This is a genomic window from Paraburkholderia sp. (genome assembly GCF_035948235.1).
GTDB lineage: Bacteria > Pseudomonadota > Gammaproteobacteria > Burkholderiales > Burkholderiaceae > Paraburkholderia.
In genome coordinates this window covers 1-15568 of sequence record NZ_DASZJJ010000080.1, presented here as the reverse complement: position 1 = coordinate 15568, position 15568 = coordinate 1, and the positions used below count along the sequence as shown (strand labels likewise).

Annotated in this window: 14 protein-coding genes; 10 read left to right on the top strand and 4 right to left on the bottom strand. The window is 63.1% G+C overall.

Annotated elements, in window-relative coordinates; genetic code table 11:
* The first annotated feature begins 1 nt into the window (after position 1).
* From VG320_RS06095 to VG320_RS06080, 4 genes are read left to right on the top strand one after another with little or no spacing between them, the layout of a single operon-like run.
* Complete coding sequence (locus VG320_RS06095) at positions 2-1357, top strand: hypothetical protein (RefSeq protein ID WP_327199238.1); 1356 nt, start codon at positions 2-4, stop codon at positions 1355-1357.
* A complete protein-coding gene (locus VG320_RS06090; protein ID WP_327199237.1) occupies positions 1354-2502 on the top strand; it encodes a glycosyltransferase family 1 protein in 1149 nt (382 codons plus the stop codon). The genes VG320_RS06095 and VG320_RS06090 overlap by 4 nt, the downstream gene beginning before the upstream one ends.
* Positions 2499-3650, top strand: a complete 1152-nt coding sequence (locus VG320_RS06085) for a glycosyltransferase (protein WP_327199236.1) — start codon at positions 2499-2501, stop codon at positions 3648-3650. Before VG320_RS06090 ends, VG320_RS06085 begins: the two co-directional genes overlap by 4 nt.
* A 17-nt stretch (positions 3651-3667) precedes the next feature.
* On the top strand, positions 3668-4222 hold the full coding sequence (locus tag VG320_RS06080) for a putative colanic acid biosynthesis acetyltransferase (protein WP_327199235.1): 555 nt from the start codon (positions 3668-3670) through the stop codon (positions 4220-4222).
* 10 nt (positions 4223-4232) lie between these two features.
* Here VG320_RS06080 and VG320_RS06075 read toward each other — a convergent pair whose 3' ends face one another.
* The gene (locus VG320_RS06075) at positions 4233-4631 is read right to left on the bottom strand and encodes a hypothetical protein (protein WP_327199234.1); all 399 of its coding nucleotides are present in this window, start codon (positions 4629-4631) and stop codon (positions 4233-4235) included.
* A gap of 114 nt (positions 4632-4745) precedes the next feature.
* On the opposite strand from VG320_RS06075, the gene VG320_RS06070 reads away from it, so the two are divergent.
* Genes VG320_RS06070 through VG320_RS06060 form a run of 3 tightly spaced genes read left to right on the top strand, consistent with a single transcriptional unit; the run spans position 4746 to position 10245 of the window.
* On the top strand, positions 4746-6065 hold the full coding sequence (locus VG320_RS06070) for a hypothetical protein (RefSeq protein WP_327199233.1): 1320 nt from the start codon (positions 4746-4748) through the stop codon (positions 6063-6065).
* Positions 6062-6595 (top strand): acyltransferase, encoded by a 534-nt coding sequence (locus VG320_RS06065; protein WP_327199232.1) that lies wholly within the window; start codon positions 6062-6064, stop codon positions 6593-6595. Before VG320_RS06070 ends, VG320_RS06065 begins: the two co-directional genes overlap by 4 nt.
* On the top strand, positions 6592-10245 hold the full coding sequence (locus tag VG320_RS06060; RefSeq protein ID WP_327199231.1) for a hypothetical protein: 3654 nt from the start codon (positions 6592-6594) through the stop codon (positions 10243-10245). Before VG320_RS06065 ends, VG320_RS06060 begins: the two co-directional genes overlap by 4 nt.
* A gap of 45 nt (positions 10246-10290) precedes the next feature.
* Here VG320_RS06060 and VG320_RS06055 read toward each other — a convergent pair whose 3' ends face one another.
* Both VG320_RS06055 and VG320_RS06050 read right to left on the bottom strand, forming a co-directional pair.
* Complete coding sequence (locus tag VG320_RS06055) at positions 10291-11346, bottom strand: acyltransferase (RefSeq protein WP_327199230.1); 1056 nt, start codon at positions 11344-11346, stop codon at positions 10291-10293.
* A 41-nt stretch (positions 11347-11387) separates the two neighbouring features.
* The gene (locus tag VG320_RS06050) at positions 11388-12692 is read right to left on the bottom strand and encodes an acyltransferase family protein (protein WP_327199229.1); all 1305 of its coding nucleotides are present in this window, start codon (positions 12690-12692) and stop codon (positions 11388-11390) included.
* A gap of 181 nt (positions 12693-12873) precedes the next feature.
* On the opposite strand from VG320_RS06050, the gene galU reads away from it, so the two are divergent.
* The 3 genes from galU to VG320_RS06035 all read left to right on the top strand — a co-directional run bounded on the left by galU (position 12874) and on the right by VG320_RS06035 (position 14784).
* Positions 12874-13782: a UTP--glucose-1-phosphate uridylyltransferase GalU gene (gene galU, locus VG320_RS06045; protein WP_327199228.1), complete on the top strand. Its 909-nt coding sequence runs from the start codon at positions 12874-12876 to the stop codon at positions 13780-13782.
* Positions 13779-14297 carry a GDP-mannose mannosyl hydrolase gene (locus tag VG320_RS06040; protein ID WP_327199227.1) on the top strand — a complete coding sequence of 173 codons (519 nt, stop codon included), beginning with the start codon at positions 13779-13781 and terminating at the stop codon, positions 14295-14297. The genes galU and VG320_RS06040 overlap by 4 nt, the downstream gene beginning before the upstream one ends.
* Before the next feature lie 106 nt (positions 14298-14403).
* The gene (locus tag VG320_RS06035; protein ID WP_327199226.1) at positions 14404-14784 is read left to right on the top strand and encodes a tyrosine-type recombinase/integrase; all 381 of its coding nucleotides are present in this window, start codon (positions 14404-14406) and stop codon (positions 14782-14784) included.
* 468 nt (positions 14785-15252) lie between these two features.
* On the opposite strand, the gene VG320_RS06030 is transcribed toward VG320_RS06035, so the two are convergent.
* Positions 15253-15568: M35 family metallo-endopeptidase (locus VG320_RS06030; protein WP_327199225.1), on the bottom strand; the 316-nt coding region annotated here is incomplete at its 5' end.

The window sequence follows — 15568 nt, the reverse complement described above, 5'->3', positions numbered from 1 at the left end:
GATGCGACTTTCCACGTCTTCTGCAAACCCTGGCGAGCGCGAGCCGTTGCGCTTCGATTTCCTGCTCGTGCTGACCGTGATTCTGGTGACGGTGTTTGAAGGCGCGGTGCGCAAATGGATTGCGCCCGGTCTCACCAGCCCGCTGCTGCTGTGTCGCGACGCCGCTGCCTTCACGCTGGTGATGCGCGCCGCGCTGCAGGGACGGTTCGCAGCGATGCCGTTCGCCACGCAATGCCTGCTGGCGTGGACCTTCGTGGTGGCGGGCTGGGGGCTGTTCCAGATCGTCGTGCTGCAAGGGCCGATCGTGCTTTTTCTGCTGGGCCTGCGCTTCTGGCTGCTGTACTTCTGGATGGCGCTGGCGATGGCCTGCACGCTCACCACGCTTGAGGTGGTTCGTGTGATGCGTCTGATGATCGTGCTCGGGGTCGTGATGACGCCGCTCGTGATGCTCCAGCATTTTCTGCCGCCGTCGTCGCCGCTCAACGTGCAGCCCGATACCGAGGAGGACGCGATCTTTCGCGTGAGCGCCGACATCGTGCGCGTGAGCGGCACCTTCACGTTCACGATGGGCTTCGCGTGTTTCATCGCGGTGGTATCGCCGCTGGCGATCAGCACCGCATGGAACGGCATACGTTTATATCGGCGCGGGTGGCTCGCGGTGCTTGCGTTTATCGCCGTGGCGATTTCGACGCTCGTGAGCGGATCGCGCGCTTCGATCATGTTCTTCGGCGCGCTGCTCGCCGTACAGACGCTCGCGGGTTTTGGCGCGGCGAAGACGGGCAAGGCCTTGCTGCAGTCGATCGCGCGCACCGTGCTGGCCGTAGTCGCGCTTGCGCTCACGCTCGGCATGTTCAGCGATGCGCTCGTTGCTACACAGGAACGCTTTCAGACCGCTGCCGCCGACGAAGACGTGATGGGGCGGATCGAAACCGAACTGCTCGGCGAACCGGCCGCGCGCAAGGAAATGACCTTCGTCGGCCACGGACTGGGCGCGGGCACCAATGCGGGATCGGTGCTGCTGACCGGCGAGAACGCGTTCGAACTGGCGGAGTCGGAACCCGCGCGCGTGCTGCTGGAAATGGGCGTGGTGGGTTTCGCGTGGCTGCTCGCCAAGTGCCTGATATTCGCAGTGGGCGTATCGCGCAGCCTCGTGCGGCTCGTGCGTTGCAGCGAGACACTGCCGCTCTTGATGTGGGCGACGACCGCCTATGGAATGTCGTCGTGGCCGGTGAGCGGGCAGGTGAGCGCGAACGCGTTCGGCTATATCGCGCTGGGTCTCGCCTTGTGTTCGACACGGGCCTTGCCCTCGATATCGCCCGTCGACGAACCGATGCTGAACTGGGGAGCGCGCTCATGAAAGTGCTGCTGGTAGGCAATTATCCCGCCGATGGCCAGAAGAGCATGCTGGCCTACGCGCAGATGCTGATGAGCGGATTGCGTGCGGCGGGCGTTGAGGTGGAACTGATTGCGCCGCGCCAGGTGTTGCTGCGCGCGAACGCGTCGGTGTCGGGGCTGGCGAAGTGGATCGGCTATATCGACAAGTTCGTGATCTTTCCGTTCTCGCTCGCGCTCGCCGCGCGCCGCTTCGAGCGCACGCACGTCTGCGATCACTCGAACGGTCTGTATCTGTTCTGGCTGCCGCGCGAGCGCAGCAGCATCACCTGCCACGACGTGATCGCGATCCAGGCCGCGCGCGGGCTCGTCGACGGCTGGCATACCGGTTTTACGGGGAAGGTGCTGCAGGCGCTGAATTTTCACGGCATGGCGCGCGCGAGGCGCATCGTCTGCGTATCGGATTTGACGCGCACGCATCTGCTGGAGCTGCGTGAGGACCTTGCCAGGCGCACGTCTGTCGTGCGCAATGCCTTGCATAGCGCGTTCCATCCCGATCCGGACTGGCGCGCTGTTCTGCAAGCCGATGGTTATGGGGAATTGAAAAGGCATCCTTACTTTCTGCATGTTGGCTCCGATCATCCGCGCAAGAATCGCGTTGCCGTTACGCGCATCTTTGCGCATTTACAGCGCATGCCGCGTTTTGCCGACGCGCAACTGGTCTTTGTGGGACCGTCTCCCGACGCGGCGATGCGCGAGGTGATCGCGACAGGCGGATTCGCCGCGCGCGTGCACACGGTCGAGGATGCTTCGCACGCGCTGCTCGTCGCGCTTTACTCGGGTGCGCAGGCAATGATCTTTCCGTCGCTGAACGAAGGCTTTGGCTGGCCCGTGATCGAGGCGCAGGCATGTGGTTGCCCGGTCTTCGCTTCCGGCATCGATCCACTGCCGGAAGTGGGCGGCGCGGCGGCGGTCTATTTCGATCCCGCCGACTCCGCGCGCGCGGCGCAACTGGTGGCGGCCGCGAACTTCGAACGCATGACGCTGGCCGGCCTCGACAACGCGGCACGCTTCAGTATCGACGAGATGACGCGCAAGCTTATTGCCACGGTGGGCCTGGATGCAGGGCCTGTCGTCACTCATGAGGAATCCATAGGGACTCACGCATGAAAATATTGCATATCCTGCCTTCGACGAATCCCCAGCTGGGCGGCACGGTGGAAGCGGTGCGTCAGTCGGGCGCGTGGCTCTGTGCCGCGGGCCATACCGTCGATGTGCTGTCGCTCGACGATCCAGGCGAGGCGCACGTTGCCGCGTTTTCGCTGCCGGTGCACGCGATCGGCCCTTCGGCGGGACATTACCGCTACAACTCGCGTCTCGTGCCGTGGCTGCGTGCCAACGCGCAGCGCTACGACGCGGTCATCGTCAACGGCCTTTGGCAGTACCACAGCTTTGGTGCGTGGCGCGCGTTGCGGCGCTCGCGCGTTCCGTATTTCGTGTTTACGCACGGCATGCTCGATCCATGGTTCAAGCGCACCTATCCGCTCAAGCATCTGAAGAAGTGGCTGTACTGGCCGTGGTCCGAGTACCGCTTGCTGCGCGATGCCAGCGCCGTGCTATTCACCAGCGAGGAGGAGCGCCTGCTTTCGCGGGATTCGTTCTGGCTGTACCGCGCGAAGGAGCACATCGTGCCGTGCGGGACGGCAAGCCCGCCCGCGCAAGGCGCAGCGCTGCGCGACGGTTTCTTTGAGCGGCATCCGCAACTGCGCGGCAAGCGCCTCATGCTGTTCCTGAGCCGCGTGCATCCGAAGAAAGGTTGCGATCTGCTGATCGAGGCTTTTGCAAGGCGTGCGCGGGAGCACCCGGACTGGCAACTCGTCGTGGCCGGTCCCGAGAGCGGCAACCTGGGCGAGCGTCTGCGCGCACGCGCGAGCGAACTGGGCCTGAGCGAGCGCATTACGTGGACGGGCATGCTCGAAGGCAACGACAAATGGGCGGCCTTCTATGCGAGCGAGGTGTTCGTGCTGCCTTCTCATCAGGAGAATTTCGGCATCGTGATTGCGGAGGCGCTGGCTTGCCAGTTGCCTGTGCTCATCACGAACAAGGTCAATATCTGGCGCGAGGTGCTGGAAAACGAGGCGGGGTTCGTGAGCGACGACACGGTGGACGGGGTCGAACATAGTCTGGACCGCTGGCTACGACTGAAACTGGGCGACAAGGAGCGCATGAAGGTGCGCGCGCAATCGCTCTACGAATCGCATTTCACGGTGAAGGCAATGGCGCATGGACTGATCGACGCCGTCGAGCGCTTCGCCTGAAACCCATGGAGCGAGCCATGTATCAGGATCTTTCGCAATTCAGCGTGCCCGCAGGTTTTCGCGGCCGCTCGAAATGGTTCGTACAGTGCTGGTGGATCGCCCAGGCGCTGCTGTTCAAGCCCTCGCCGCAATTCGCCTATGGCTTTCGTGCGTGGCTGTTGCGCCGTTTTGGCGCGAACGTGGGGCGCAATACGGTGATACGTCCAACGGTGACGATCACCTATCCGTGGAAAGTGAGCATCGGCGATTACGCATGGATTGGCGATCACGCCGTGCTTTATAGCCTGGGCGAAATCCGGGTGGGCGAGCACGCGGTGGTGTCGCAAGGCTGCTATCTCTGCGCGGGCGATCACGACGCCACACTCGAGAATTTTCCGATTCGCGCGCGCGATATTCGCGTGGCCGATCAAGCCTGGGTGGCTTCGGATGTATTCGTCGGGCCAGGCGTGACGATTGGGCGCGGTGCGATTGTGGGCGCGCGCAGTAGCGTGTTCGCCGACATGCCGGAGGGGATGGTGTGCTTCGGCCATCCCTGCCAGCCGGTGCGGCGGCGTGTGCCGAAGCCTGAATAATCCAGGCCGTTTACCACGGGTTCTTGTAGACCGCGTGGTTCGAGCCGGCAGGGTAAATGGCGGTGGGATAGGGATTGGTGAAGACTTCGACGCGTTTCGTCGTAGCAGCGACGTGGGTTGGCGCCGGGCGACGCAGTGCAACGTGCGTGGTGGATGCTGTGCCATCGCTGCCCATCGCGCCCAGATTGGTGTCTTTGGGCACGCGCGGCAGGCCCAGCAATGATTGTTCGTTCGCGTGCGAGGCGTCTTCGGTTGCGAGGCCACCGTCGCTCGATATCGATGCCGACGCTGCTAGCGCAGGTGCAGCGGCGACGCCAGACGTTGCGGCCTGAGCCGCGCTGTCGCCAGGCGCAGCATAAGCCTGTGAGCAGGCCAGGAAGAACGCAATCAATGGAATCGAATGTTTCATCGTAGTCCGAATGAATGGAAGCAAGACGTTGAGCGAATGAATCCGAAGCCGACCGCATCGATTATAGGCATCGTCGGTCTGCAAACCAAACCCTTTCCGGGAACGACGGTCACGATGAGCACTCCACGCAGCGAGACCCCAGGCGACACGCACTACCTGAGCGACGATGCCGTCGCGCCGCGCGCAGAGCGCAAACCGGGTGGCTTGCCTGTGTTTGTCGCGAAGTTTCTCTCGCGCGAGGCCGTGGTGCAGGGCCTCAATTTCCTTGGCGGAATCTGGGTCGTGCGTGCGCTAACGGTGCACGAATACGCGTGGTACACGATCGCCATCACGATGCTTGGCGCGGGCAGTGTGTTGAGCGACATGGGCGTGAGCGCGGCACTCATGAGTCTTGCGGGTCGGCTGTGGCCTGATCGTCCCAAGGTCAACCGGCTTTTTACCGTGGCTTACGAGGCGCGCGCGAAATTTTTCGCTTTGTTTGGCACGGTAGTCTTTGCCGCAGGATTTTTCCTGCTGATGAGATCGCAGGCCTCATGGGCGCTGGCCGCTGCGATCATGGCGTGCGTGGTGGCAGTGACGTTCTTTCAGCTCAACTTCAGCCTGCTTTCCGTGCTGCCTAAGCTTGAACAGAATCTCAAGTCGCTGCAGCAGATCACAATTTCCGGCGCGGCATTGCGGCTGGCTTTGCTAGGCGCGTTGCTGGTGTCGGCCAATACACTCACGGCGCTGTGCGCAGCGCTGGTGGCGATCGCCTGGCAGGCGTGGGCGATTCGCCGACGCTATGACATCGCGGATCAGGACACGCGATTTCCGCTCGAAGAAGCCCGTGCGGAGTTTTCGAAAGTCGCGCGACGCCAGGCGCCTGCATCGATTTACTTTTGCATTCAAGGCCAGCTCAATGTGCTGTTGCTCGGCTATTTCGGTAGCGCTACGCAGGTCGCGCAACTGGGCGCGCTTGGGCGCATTTCCGCGCTGTTGATGGTGGCGCAGTCGGTGTTCGCCAGCATCCTCATGCCGCGTTACGCCGTGTTGAAAAACAAGGCCGACATGCAGCGCAAATATGTGCTGGCCGTATCGGCTTTTCTGGGGCTGATTGCGCTATTTCTGTGCGTGGCCTGGCTTTTTCCGGGTACGGTGCTGTCCGTGCTCGGCGGCCAGTATGCGGGACTGCATGGAGAACTGCTGCTGATTCTCGGCTCCGCTGCGCTCTATGTGATCGAGGCGCTGCTTTTCTCGCTCAATATGTCGCGCGCGTGGATCACGCCGTCATGGATCCAGGTCGTCGTGACGCTTGCGTTTCAGGCCGTGCTGCTCGCGTTCATGCCGATCGATTCGATCGCGCGTGTCGTGATTTTTTCGTCGATTAGTCCGGTGGTGTCGATAGCCGTTTATCTGGCCTCGGCCATGCTTCATTTCCGCAGGATGGAAGAATGAGAACCGTCATCAGCGAACTGCTTCTCTACGTCAATAACTTTCTCGCGAACCGCTTTCCTTCGCATATCGTGCGGTGCTTCTGGTATCGCAACGTCATGGGCTTTAGCGTCGCGCCCAGTTCGGCGATTCTGATGGGCGTGACGTTTGACGCGCGGCGCGGCTTCGCGATGGGCGAGAACTCCGTCGTCAACGAAGAAGCGCGCATGGATACGCGTGGCGGTATCGTGCTCGGGCGCAACGTGTCGATCAGTTCGCGTGCCACCATCCTCACCGCCTCGCACGATCCGAATAGTAACTGTTTTGCAGGCTACGAGCGCGGCGTGGTGATTGGCGATTACGCGTGGATCGGCCTGAATGCGCTGATCATGCCGGGCGTGACGATAGGCGAAGGTGCGGTCGTGGCGGCCGGTGCGGTGGTGACGGCTTCGGTCGAACCGTATGCGATCGTGGCGGGCGTCCCTGCGCGTGCGATTGGGCGGCGTCACGATCAACTCGATTACAGCACGCGCTATCAGCGGCTCTTCAAATGATGCAACGGCGGCGCACGCGATATGGCGAACAAACAGCGGCGCGCAGACGCATCGCGCGCTGGAGCGTCGCTGTCTGCGCAGCGGTCGCGCTGGCCTACGCGGCATGGATCGCGCTCGACATGATGCGCGCTTCGGCAGTCGTGCAGGCAGCCGATGCTGTGAGTGCAGCCAGCGACGTCCGGGCGAAAGCCGTTGCGAGTGCATCGAATTCGCAAAGCGTCCAGGCTGCAACGGTAGCGACGGCCACAACGGTCGCAGCGGGCGATCATCCGCCTATCGGCATTCATTTTTCGCTGGCGCAGCCGGGTTACGTGACGCTCGTGATCGAGACGACGGATGGCCGTCGCGTGCGCAACCTCATCAGCGAGACGCCATTTCCTGCGGGCGATAACACAGCCTGGTGGGACGGACTCGACGATCTGGGGCGAGACCCCGATGCCGCTGCGCACGGCCAATATCGCATTCCTGGGCGGCTCGTAGCGCCTGGCACGTATCGTGTGCGCGGGCTGGTCAGGCCCGCATTGAAGGCACTCTACGAATTCAATCCCTACGATCCAGGGCGCCCGCCATGGAAGACCGCGCAGCGCGACAGCGATTGGCTCGCGAATCACGCCGCGCCGTCGGCTGTGCTGTTCGTGCCGGGCGGCGCGACAGGCGCTGCACACGCCGGTCCCGATGGCGCGGTGCTCGTGGGCAGCTATGTCACCGAAGGCGGCAGCGGCCTGGCATGGCTCGACATGCAGGGCAAAAAGCGTTGGGGCCAGACATGGATGGGCGGCGTCTGGACCGGCGCGACACAGCTTGCGCGCGATACGGCCCCGCACGCCGCGTCGGGCGTGTATGCCTACGCGGCTACCTCATGGCGTGGGGATCAACCCGGCGATCACTACAGCGAGCTGCGCCTGAATGCGCTCATGACGGCGGGCGCGCAGCAAAAAGCGCCTGCCGATGCGCGCCTGGGGACCGGCGAGGATATCGCCGTCATCACGCCTGCGTATCGCATCGACGAGCCGGCCGATACGGTGAAGCCCGCCATCGACGATCCCTATCCCGAGCGTCACGCGGCGGTGTCGGGACTCGCGGCGCACGATGGCCTTGTTGTCGTGTCGTTGCGGGCGCTGAATCAACTGCTTTTCGTGGATGCCGCGCGGCATCGCGTGGTGCAGCGCACGCCGCTTGCAGACCCGCGGGGCCTCGCGTTCGACGCGCAGGGGCATTTGCTTGCGCTTTCGGGCGCGCGTCTGGTGCGGCTCGACGCGAATCTCGACAGCAATGGGCAATTGCATATTTCGCCGCCGCAAGACGTCATTGCAGCAGGGCTTGAAGACCCGCAAGCGCTGTGTGTCGATCAGAGCGGCGCGATCTACGTGAGCGATTGGGGCAAGAGTCACCAGGTGAAAGTCTTCGATGCGGCGGGCAAGCTCTTGCGTGCGATCGGTCATGCTGGCGCGCCTGCTGTGGGTCTCTACGATCCGCAGCACATGAACCATCCCGCCGGTATTTCGCTCGACGGCAGCGGGCGTCTATGGGTCGCGGAAAACGACAAGACGCCCAAGCGCGTAAGCGTGTGGGACGCAGCAAGCGGCCGTCTCGTGAATGCGTTTTACGGGCCGCCGCGCTACGGTGGTGGCGGCACGCTCGATCCGCGTGATCGCACGCGTTTTTATTACGCGGACGAAGCGGGCGGACTCGCATTCAAGCTCGACTGGACGCACGGCGTAGGCGTGCCGTCTGCAATCACGTACCGCGCCGATAGCGACGATCTGGGCCTGAGCGGCAGCGATACGGGCGGCATGCCCGACTATCCGCTTTATCGCGGCACCGAACGCTATCTGACGAACGCGCATAGCGCTCAGGTCACGGGCAGGCCGAGCGCGATCATCTGGCATCTGGGCGCGGATGGTGTTGCGCATCCGGCAGCGGCGGCGGGCAGCACCTTCGACAGTGCAGGCAAACTCCTGCCGGCCTTTAACACGGACGCGATGCGCGCGCGCATGCCTGCCGGCAGCGATCCGCAACACCGCGCGCTGTTGTTCCTGTGGCGCGATGCGAACGGCGATGGCCGCATGTCGCCCGATGAAGTCACGTTCTGGCAACCGCAAGGCGAAGCGCGCGGCAACGCCGCGATGCTCGGCAATGTCACGGTGCTGGACGATCTTTCGTTTGCGATTGCTTATGCGGGGAGTGCGGCAGTGATGGTGCCCGCTACATCGCTCGGTGCGCGTGGCGTGCCCGTCTACGATGTCGCGCATGCAAAGACGCTCGCGACGAATGTGCAGGCGCCGGTGAGCACGGGCGGTGCGCAGATGCTGGTGGCGCGTGATGGCTGGACCATTTTCACCACGCCACCCGCGCCGTTTGCGCCACAAGGCGTAAGCGGTCTGCACGCAGGAGGCGCCGCGTGGTCGTATCCGAGCTTGTGGCCGGGGCTGCACGCCTCGCACGCGGCGCCCGTGCCCGCGAAACCGGGCGAACTGATTGGCACGACGCGCGTGCTCGGCAATCCGTTCGATGCCCCCACGCCTTCGGACGCGGGGCAATTGTGGGCGATCAACGGCAACGAAGGCAGCGTCTATCTCTTCACGACCGATGGACTATTTGTCGCGACGCTGTTCAAGGACACGCGCCTGGACACCGCGCCGCCGCCGCCGGAAGCCACGCGCGGCCTCGACCTCGCTGCGACGAGTCTCGGCCCGGAGTGCTTCCACCCGACCATCGTGCGCGCCGACGACGGCAACGTCTACATGCAGGCGGGTTCCACCGCGCCGCTGCTGCGCATTGTCGGGCTGGAAGGTGTGCGGCGTTTGCCGGATCAGCAGATCAGCTTGAGCGCGCAGCAACTCGTGGACGCGCAGCGCGAAGCACGCGATTCCGCGGCGCGCATTGCTGGCGCGGGCGCGGTCAACACGGTGCTTAACGTGGCGATTCACGCCGAGGCGGGCGCGCAGAACTGGCCCGATTCGGCTACGCAATGGGCGAGCATCGACACGCGATCCGTACAGGTGGGCGATTGGGGTCATCAGGATAGCGAAACAAAAGCCGCACTGGCGATATTCGCTGACCGGCTCTATATCGCCGTGTCGACCGACACGCCCACGCTGCTCGACAATAGCGGCGAGGCTCTGCAGAACCTCTTCGCAACGGGCGGCGGCATCGACCTCATGCTGGGCGCGAATGCGGATGCCGACCCGAATCGCAGCAACGCCGTACAGGGCGATGAACGGCTGGTGGTTTCGCGCGTGCACGATATGACCAAGGCGATGCTCTTTCGTCCGGTGGCCGCGCCCGACGGGCTCGCGCCGATCACGTACAGTTCGCCGCTGCGTACGATCCATTTCGACCGCGTCGATGAAGTCAGCGACAAGGTCGATGTGTCGATCGAGCCTCAGCAGGCAGCAGGTGGGCAGCAGGCCATGCCGGGCGTGCTCTACAAGATTTCCGTGCCATTGAGCGTGCTGGGCCTCAACGCTACGGCTGGCCGAACGCTAGCCGGCGATATCGGCGTGCTGCGCGGTAATGGCTTTCAGACGCTGCAACGCGCGTACTGGTCGAACAAAGCGGGCGGGCTGGTCAGCGACTTGCCAGGCGAAGCGGAACTCACGCCGAATCTATGGGGCAAGCTTCGATTCGTCGATACCGCGAGCCAATGAGGCAGGCACTGGCGCATCGAGTTGACGCGCCAGCCGGATGGAAATTCAGCGCACGCTGCGAGGGGCAAGCGTCGCGGCAGCGGGCTGTTCGTGCGTGGCGCGCCGCGCCTTCACAAAACGCTCGCGTGCGTGGCTGCAAGGACGATCCACATAAACCGTGATTGCGAAAGCCGCCGCATAGGAAAGCAGCACGAGCGGCATCGTGGCGAGCGCGCGCGAAAAGTGCGGCAGCGCCGCGATCTGAGGAACGTAATGCGTGACATAAAGCAGCGGCAGCCAGTGCACGAGATAGAGCGAGTACGAAGCGTCGGATAGCAGACGATCGAACTTGCCGCTGCGCACGCCGAGCGTGCCCAATGCGTAAGGTAACGCTACTGCCGCAAGCGCCGCGTTAAAAAGCGGATTCCACGCGAGGTAAAGCGCGCCGCGATGCGCACCGCCGAACAGCACGGGCCGCAGCGCCGGCACGATGGCGAACAGCACGACGATGGCGAGCGCCAGCATGCCCGACGCAAGCGCGACGCGTCGGTGCGGCAGCAGCGCGGGATAGCGCGCGGCCAGCATGCCCGCAAGGAACCACGGCAGATACGACGTGAAAGCGCGATCGTAGAAGAGCGCGAACGATGCCACGCTCACGCCCGCGCACAGCACGACCGCAAACAGGGCGCGCCGTTGCAGCAGCGCGATTACGAACGGCGCGACCAGATAGAACTGCAACTCGATATCGAGCGACCAGGCGGGCACGAGCGGCGCACCGGCCGCCGTGTTGTAGCCGAGGATCACGAGACTCGACATCAGCGCGAGCGGCTCGGGCGAGGCGAAAGGCGCAGCCGGCGCAACGACGAGCGGCAGCGCCAACGACATCGCAAGCGCGCCGAAGCTGCACAGGAGAAAGACCGGCGCAAGCCGCCAGGCGCGCGAAACGATGAAAGTCGCGTAAGGCTCACGCGTGGCCGAATACTTGTTCTGCCACATCGTATAGACCCAATAGCCGCTCAGCGCGAAGAACAGATAGACCGGCATGTGGCCAATGCCAAAGCTGGTGTAGTGAAACACCACGACGAGCGTCGCGAGCAGAAACCGCAGAGCGCCTGGCGACATGTTTTCCCTCCTGTTGCACGAACCGCGGTGAGTCCGCTATTTCAGGCTTCGGACGCCGGGGACCGCGATGGCTCGACCTGCAAGGCGGGGCGCGTGCGCAACAGCGCGTCGAGTGCTTGACGCACGCGCGGCGTGTGCCGCTCGGTGAGCAGCGAAACGGCGTAGCAGTAGGCATAGACCAGCACGACAGCCAGCGCGAACAGCGCGATGCCGCGAGCGTCGGGCCGCTGCGTGAAATGCAGGCCGAAGCTTTGTGCCGCAGCGGCGCAAATCAGCAGCAGTGCCGGGAAGTGGCACAGATAGGTGGTGTACGAGAACTCGGCGAGTTGCCGGTGCCACGCCGCGAAGGGCAGGCCGCGCGCGAGACGGCTCGCGCTTGCGAGCGCTGCGGCGTAGGCGAGTCCGAGCAAGAAATCGCGCGCGAACGCGGCAAACAGATGATTTTCGATGACGCTCATGCCGTGCGTGAGTCGCGATGCGACCAGCGCGAGCGTGAACAGCGCGAGGCCCAGAATTGGGTGGGGCCGCCATGCGCTGGAACGAACCCATCTGAAAGTCAGGACTCCGATCAACCACACGGCACCCCACAGCATGACGGAGAACGGCAGCAGCACGGCGAGCGCGCAGGCTGCCGCGCCCCAACCCAGACGCCGGCCTTTGGCGCTCGTGAGCGCGTACGCGGCAAGCGCGAATACGCAGTAGTACCACCACTCGCAGGCAAGACTCCAGAGCGGGCCGTTGCTGCCGAGCGTCTGCGTGAGCACGCCCTGCATCATGAAGAGATTGCCCAGGAACGTAGGCAGATTCATCGCCGAGGCGATCACATAGGTGATCGTTGCGATGGGCGGTTCGGGCATCGCCGTGTAGATGCCGCTGGCGTTGAACCAGCGCAGTCCCACGCTATCGAGCGCAATGCCGACAATCAACGCGGGCACGAGCGTCGTATAGATGCGGCTCGCGCGAGCGGACGCGTAGCTTCGCAGATCGGGGCCCCGCTGCTGCCAGCGTTGCAGCGTGGAGCCACCCACCAGGAAGCCGCTGATGACGAAAAAGATCACCACGGCTTCGTGGCCCAGGCCCGTGAAGAAGTACAGCGCGCGCAGCAGCGGACCGCCGGACGACGCCGATGCCGAAAAATCCGCGAGCACCAGCGCGCGGGCGTGATTGACGACCACGAGCAACGCGGCAAACCAGCGCGACAGATCGAGGAATGTGCTAAGCCCTGGCTTCATCGTGGCGAATGTCGAGGCGAACGCGAACAGCCGTACGCGAAGGCTGAATGGTTCGATCGATGCTACAGGCGCAAAGGCGGTGTTGTACGCCACGGTCTCTGCGTTGTGCGACATCTGCGCTGGATTGATGGGTGGAATGGGTGGCGCGCGTACTCCCGCATACATTGGCAAACGAATTCTGGCTTCGTGGCCGTCACCGGCGAGGCATTGGCGAGCGCGCCTGCACCCATGCCCATACGCTCGAATCACGGGGCGGCAACCACGAGGCGCCCATCACTACGTCGAGGAAATAACGATGCGCACAATACGCAAGGCAGTTTTTCCGGTCGCGGGTCTGGGCACGCGCTTTCTGCCGGCCACCAAGGCCAGCCCGAAAGAGATGCTGCCGATCGTGGACAAGCCCCTGATCCAGTACGCAGTGGAGGAAGCCGCCGCGGCGGGCGTGACGGAAATGATCTTCGTGACGGGGCGCAGCAAGCGCGCCATCGAAGACCATTTCGACAAGTCCTACGAAATCGAAGCCGAACTCATGAGTCGCGGCAAGACCGAGCTGCTGCGCGTCGTGCAGAGCATCAAGCCGCGTCACGTGACCTGCCTGTTCGTGCGCCAGGCCGAAGCGCTCGGCCTTGGGCATGCGGTGATGTGCGCGGAAAAGATCGTCGATGGCGAGCCGTTCGCCGTGATCCTCGCCGACGATCTGCTCGATGGCCAGCCCCCGGTGCTTGCGCAGATGCTCGATGTGTTCGGCCATTACGCGTGCTCGGTGGTGGGCGTGGACCAGATCGAGCCGCACGAAAGCCGCTCGTATGGCGTGATCGACGGGCGCGCGTGGGACGACCGCATCTTCCGCATGAACAGCATCGTCGAAAAACCGGAACCCGCCGACGCGCCCTCGCGCCTGGGCGTGGTGGGGCGCTACGTGTTCACGCCCGGCATCTTCGAGCATCTGCGCCGCCTGAGCCCCGGCGCGGGCGGTGAAATCCAGTTGACCGACGGGATCTTGTCGCTGCTCGAACGCGAACAGGTGCTGGCGTATCGCTTTCGCGGCAAGCGTTACGACTGCGGCAGCAAGATCGGCTATCTGAAGGCGACCGTCGAATTCGCGTTGCGCCATCCTGAAGTGAGCGAGGGCTTTGAGCGCTACCTCGAAGAACTGGCGTTCGAGACGGCTGAGGCGGCCGCGCTGCGGGCGAAAGTCGCATGAGCACCGCGCCGCTTTCGCTCGTGCGGGCCTCGGGTGCCGAGGTGGACAACGATGGCTCGCCGGCGCTTGACGAAGGCGAGTTCCTGTCGGCTGTGCGACTTACGCCGCTGGTGGCGATCGACCTGATCGTCACCGACGAAGCAGGCCGCGTGCTGGTGGGCTATCGCCGCAACCGGCCCGCGCGCGGCAGCTGGTTCGTGCCAGGCGGGCGGATTCGCAAGAACGAGACGCTCGACGCGGCGTTCACGCGCATCGTCGAGGCCGAACTGGGCATGCCGGACGTCGAGCGCAGGCAGGCGTCGTTTTACGGGCTTTACGAGCATCACTACCCGGATAATTTCGCGGGCTCCCTGGGCGTGCCGACGCACTATGTCGTGCTGGCCCACATCATGGCTGTGGCGGATGCGCGCAGTGTCGGGCGCCCGGAGCAGCACAGCGAGTACGCCTGGCTCGCGCCCGACGAGTTGCTCGCGCGCGACGACGTGCATGAGAACACCAGGGCTTATTTCCGCTGATTTTTTGCCGAACGACGCCGCGCCGATGCAGTGCGCGGTTTTCCTTTGCAGACAGGGACTTGCGTGGGTCGCCCAGAGCTTATTCACAGGGCTGTGAACATTTTCTGTGGAAAAGTTTTTGCCGCCGTCGCGCGCCTGCGCGGTGGTGTCTAGAGATTTTCTCTTTCGCGTCAGTGGGTTGGCGCAGATTTCCCGGCGTTACCCACAAGGCTGCCAACAAAATCTGTGGAAAAGTTTTTCCCGCAACGCAACACACCCACAATCATCTGTTCTGTATAAATTCAACAGGTTAGATGTTTACATGCTGGCAACGCTCGTGCGTATCAACGAACTCCGCGCCGCACGCTGGAAGGAACATATCAACTTCAAGGCCGCAACGTGGTTTATCCCGTCCGATCAGGCGAAGAACCGCAAAGCCATCACCGTTCACCTGTCGCGCTTCGCGTTACGGCTGCTACATGAACTGTATGCAATTACTGTGTTTTGATTGTCATGGTGAAAAGCCGATCAAGAAGCCCCGCCGAAGCGGGGCAGGGGCTATCTACTCGGTTCACTAAGCCCGCAAGGATTGTTGCAACCGTTAGGCCCGCACGCGGGTTCAAATTCGACTTCGATCTGGTTGCGTTCCGCTATCGTTGCCTGTGAGCTGGTTCGCCAGATTTTGGTATCGATGTTGATCCGGTTCGCCGTTACGCCCAAGCCCTGGAGAAAGTCGCTAACCGATTGAGCGCGTTTGCGCGCTGTGGTTTCAGCATCGCGTTCGTGTTCGTCCGCTAGTCCGTAGATAACCACTGGACCACCGTTCGCTGCACTACTCCGAACAGTAACAAGCAAATCGGCCAACTTGAATCGATCTGAATTCGATAACGCGGTAACGTTGCGTTCCATTTTTCCGCCGTATTGCAAAGCAAAGCTGCATGCATTCGCCGTTTCCGATCTGGAGATCATTAATAGGCTAGTCAGGACAAAGGACATACCAAGCAATATTGTCCGCGTTTTGAATTGCCATGATCGGCTCATTTTGAGCAAGGCGCTTTCCGAGTAATTGTCCATAGGTATTGTTGTAGTCAACTGATCCGAAAGTGTCGATGAAGTGAGTGCATTCGTGAACGAGAGTGACCTGCTTCGAATCCATTGTTCCGGCCGTTTTGTCCGGCATCGTGCAGAATGTATCCCGTATTGCGATTGTATGAGTAGCGGTATCGGGGCGGCACACGTGGGCAGCTTCCCCACTTACATTTTTTCTGTTTGGGACGCATCCGGTCGCACGG

Coding starts and splice junctions, on each gene's coding strand:
- VG320_RS06065 (WP_327199232.1), top strand. CDS start 6,062: ATGAGAACCGTCATCAGCGAACTGCTTCTCTACGTCAATAACTTTCTC.
- VG320_RS06070 (WP_327199233.1), top strand. CDS start 4,746: ATGAGCACTCCACGCAGCGAGACCCCAGGCGACACGCACTACCTGAGC.
- galU (WP_327199228.1), top strand. CDS start 12,874: ATGCGCACAATACGCAAGGCAGTTTTTCCGGTCGCGGGTCTGGGCACG.
- VG320_RS06080 (WP_327199235.1), top strand. CDS start 3,668: ATGTATCAGGATCTTTCGCAATTCAGCGTGCCCGCAGGTTTTCGCGGC.
- VG320_RS06085 (WP_327199236.1), top strand. CDS start 2,499: ATGAAAATATTGCATATCCTGCCTTCGACGAATCCCCAGCTGGGCGGC.
- VG320_RS06050 (WP_327199229.1), bottom strand. CDS start 12,692: ATGTCGCACAACGCAGAGACCGTGGCGTACAACACCGCCTTTGCGCCT.
- VG320_RS06060 (WP_327199231.1), top strand. CDS start 6,592: ATGATGCAACGGCGGCGCACGCGATATGGCGAACAAACAGCGGCGCGC.
- VG320_RS06090 (WP_327199237.1), top strand. CDS start 1,354: ATGAAAGTGCTGCTGGTAGGCAATTATCCCGCCGATGGCCAGAAGAGC.
- VG320_RS06055 (WP_327199230.1), bottom strand. CDS start 11,346: ATGTCGCCAGGCGCTCTGCGGTTTCTGCTCGCGACGCTCGTCGTGGTG.
- VG320_RS06075 (WP_327199234.1), bottom strand. CDS start 4,631: ATGAAACATTCGATTCCATTGATTGCGTTCTTCCTGGCCTGCTCACAG.
- VG320_RS06040 (WP_327199227.1), top strand. CDS start 13,779: ATGAGCACCGCGCCGCTTTCGCTCGTGCGGGCCTCGGGTGCCGAGGTG.
- VG320_RS06095 (WP_327199238.1), top strand. CDS start 2: ATGCGACTTTCCACGTCTTCTGCAAACCCTGGCGAGCGCGAGCCGTTG.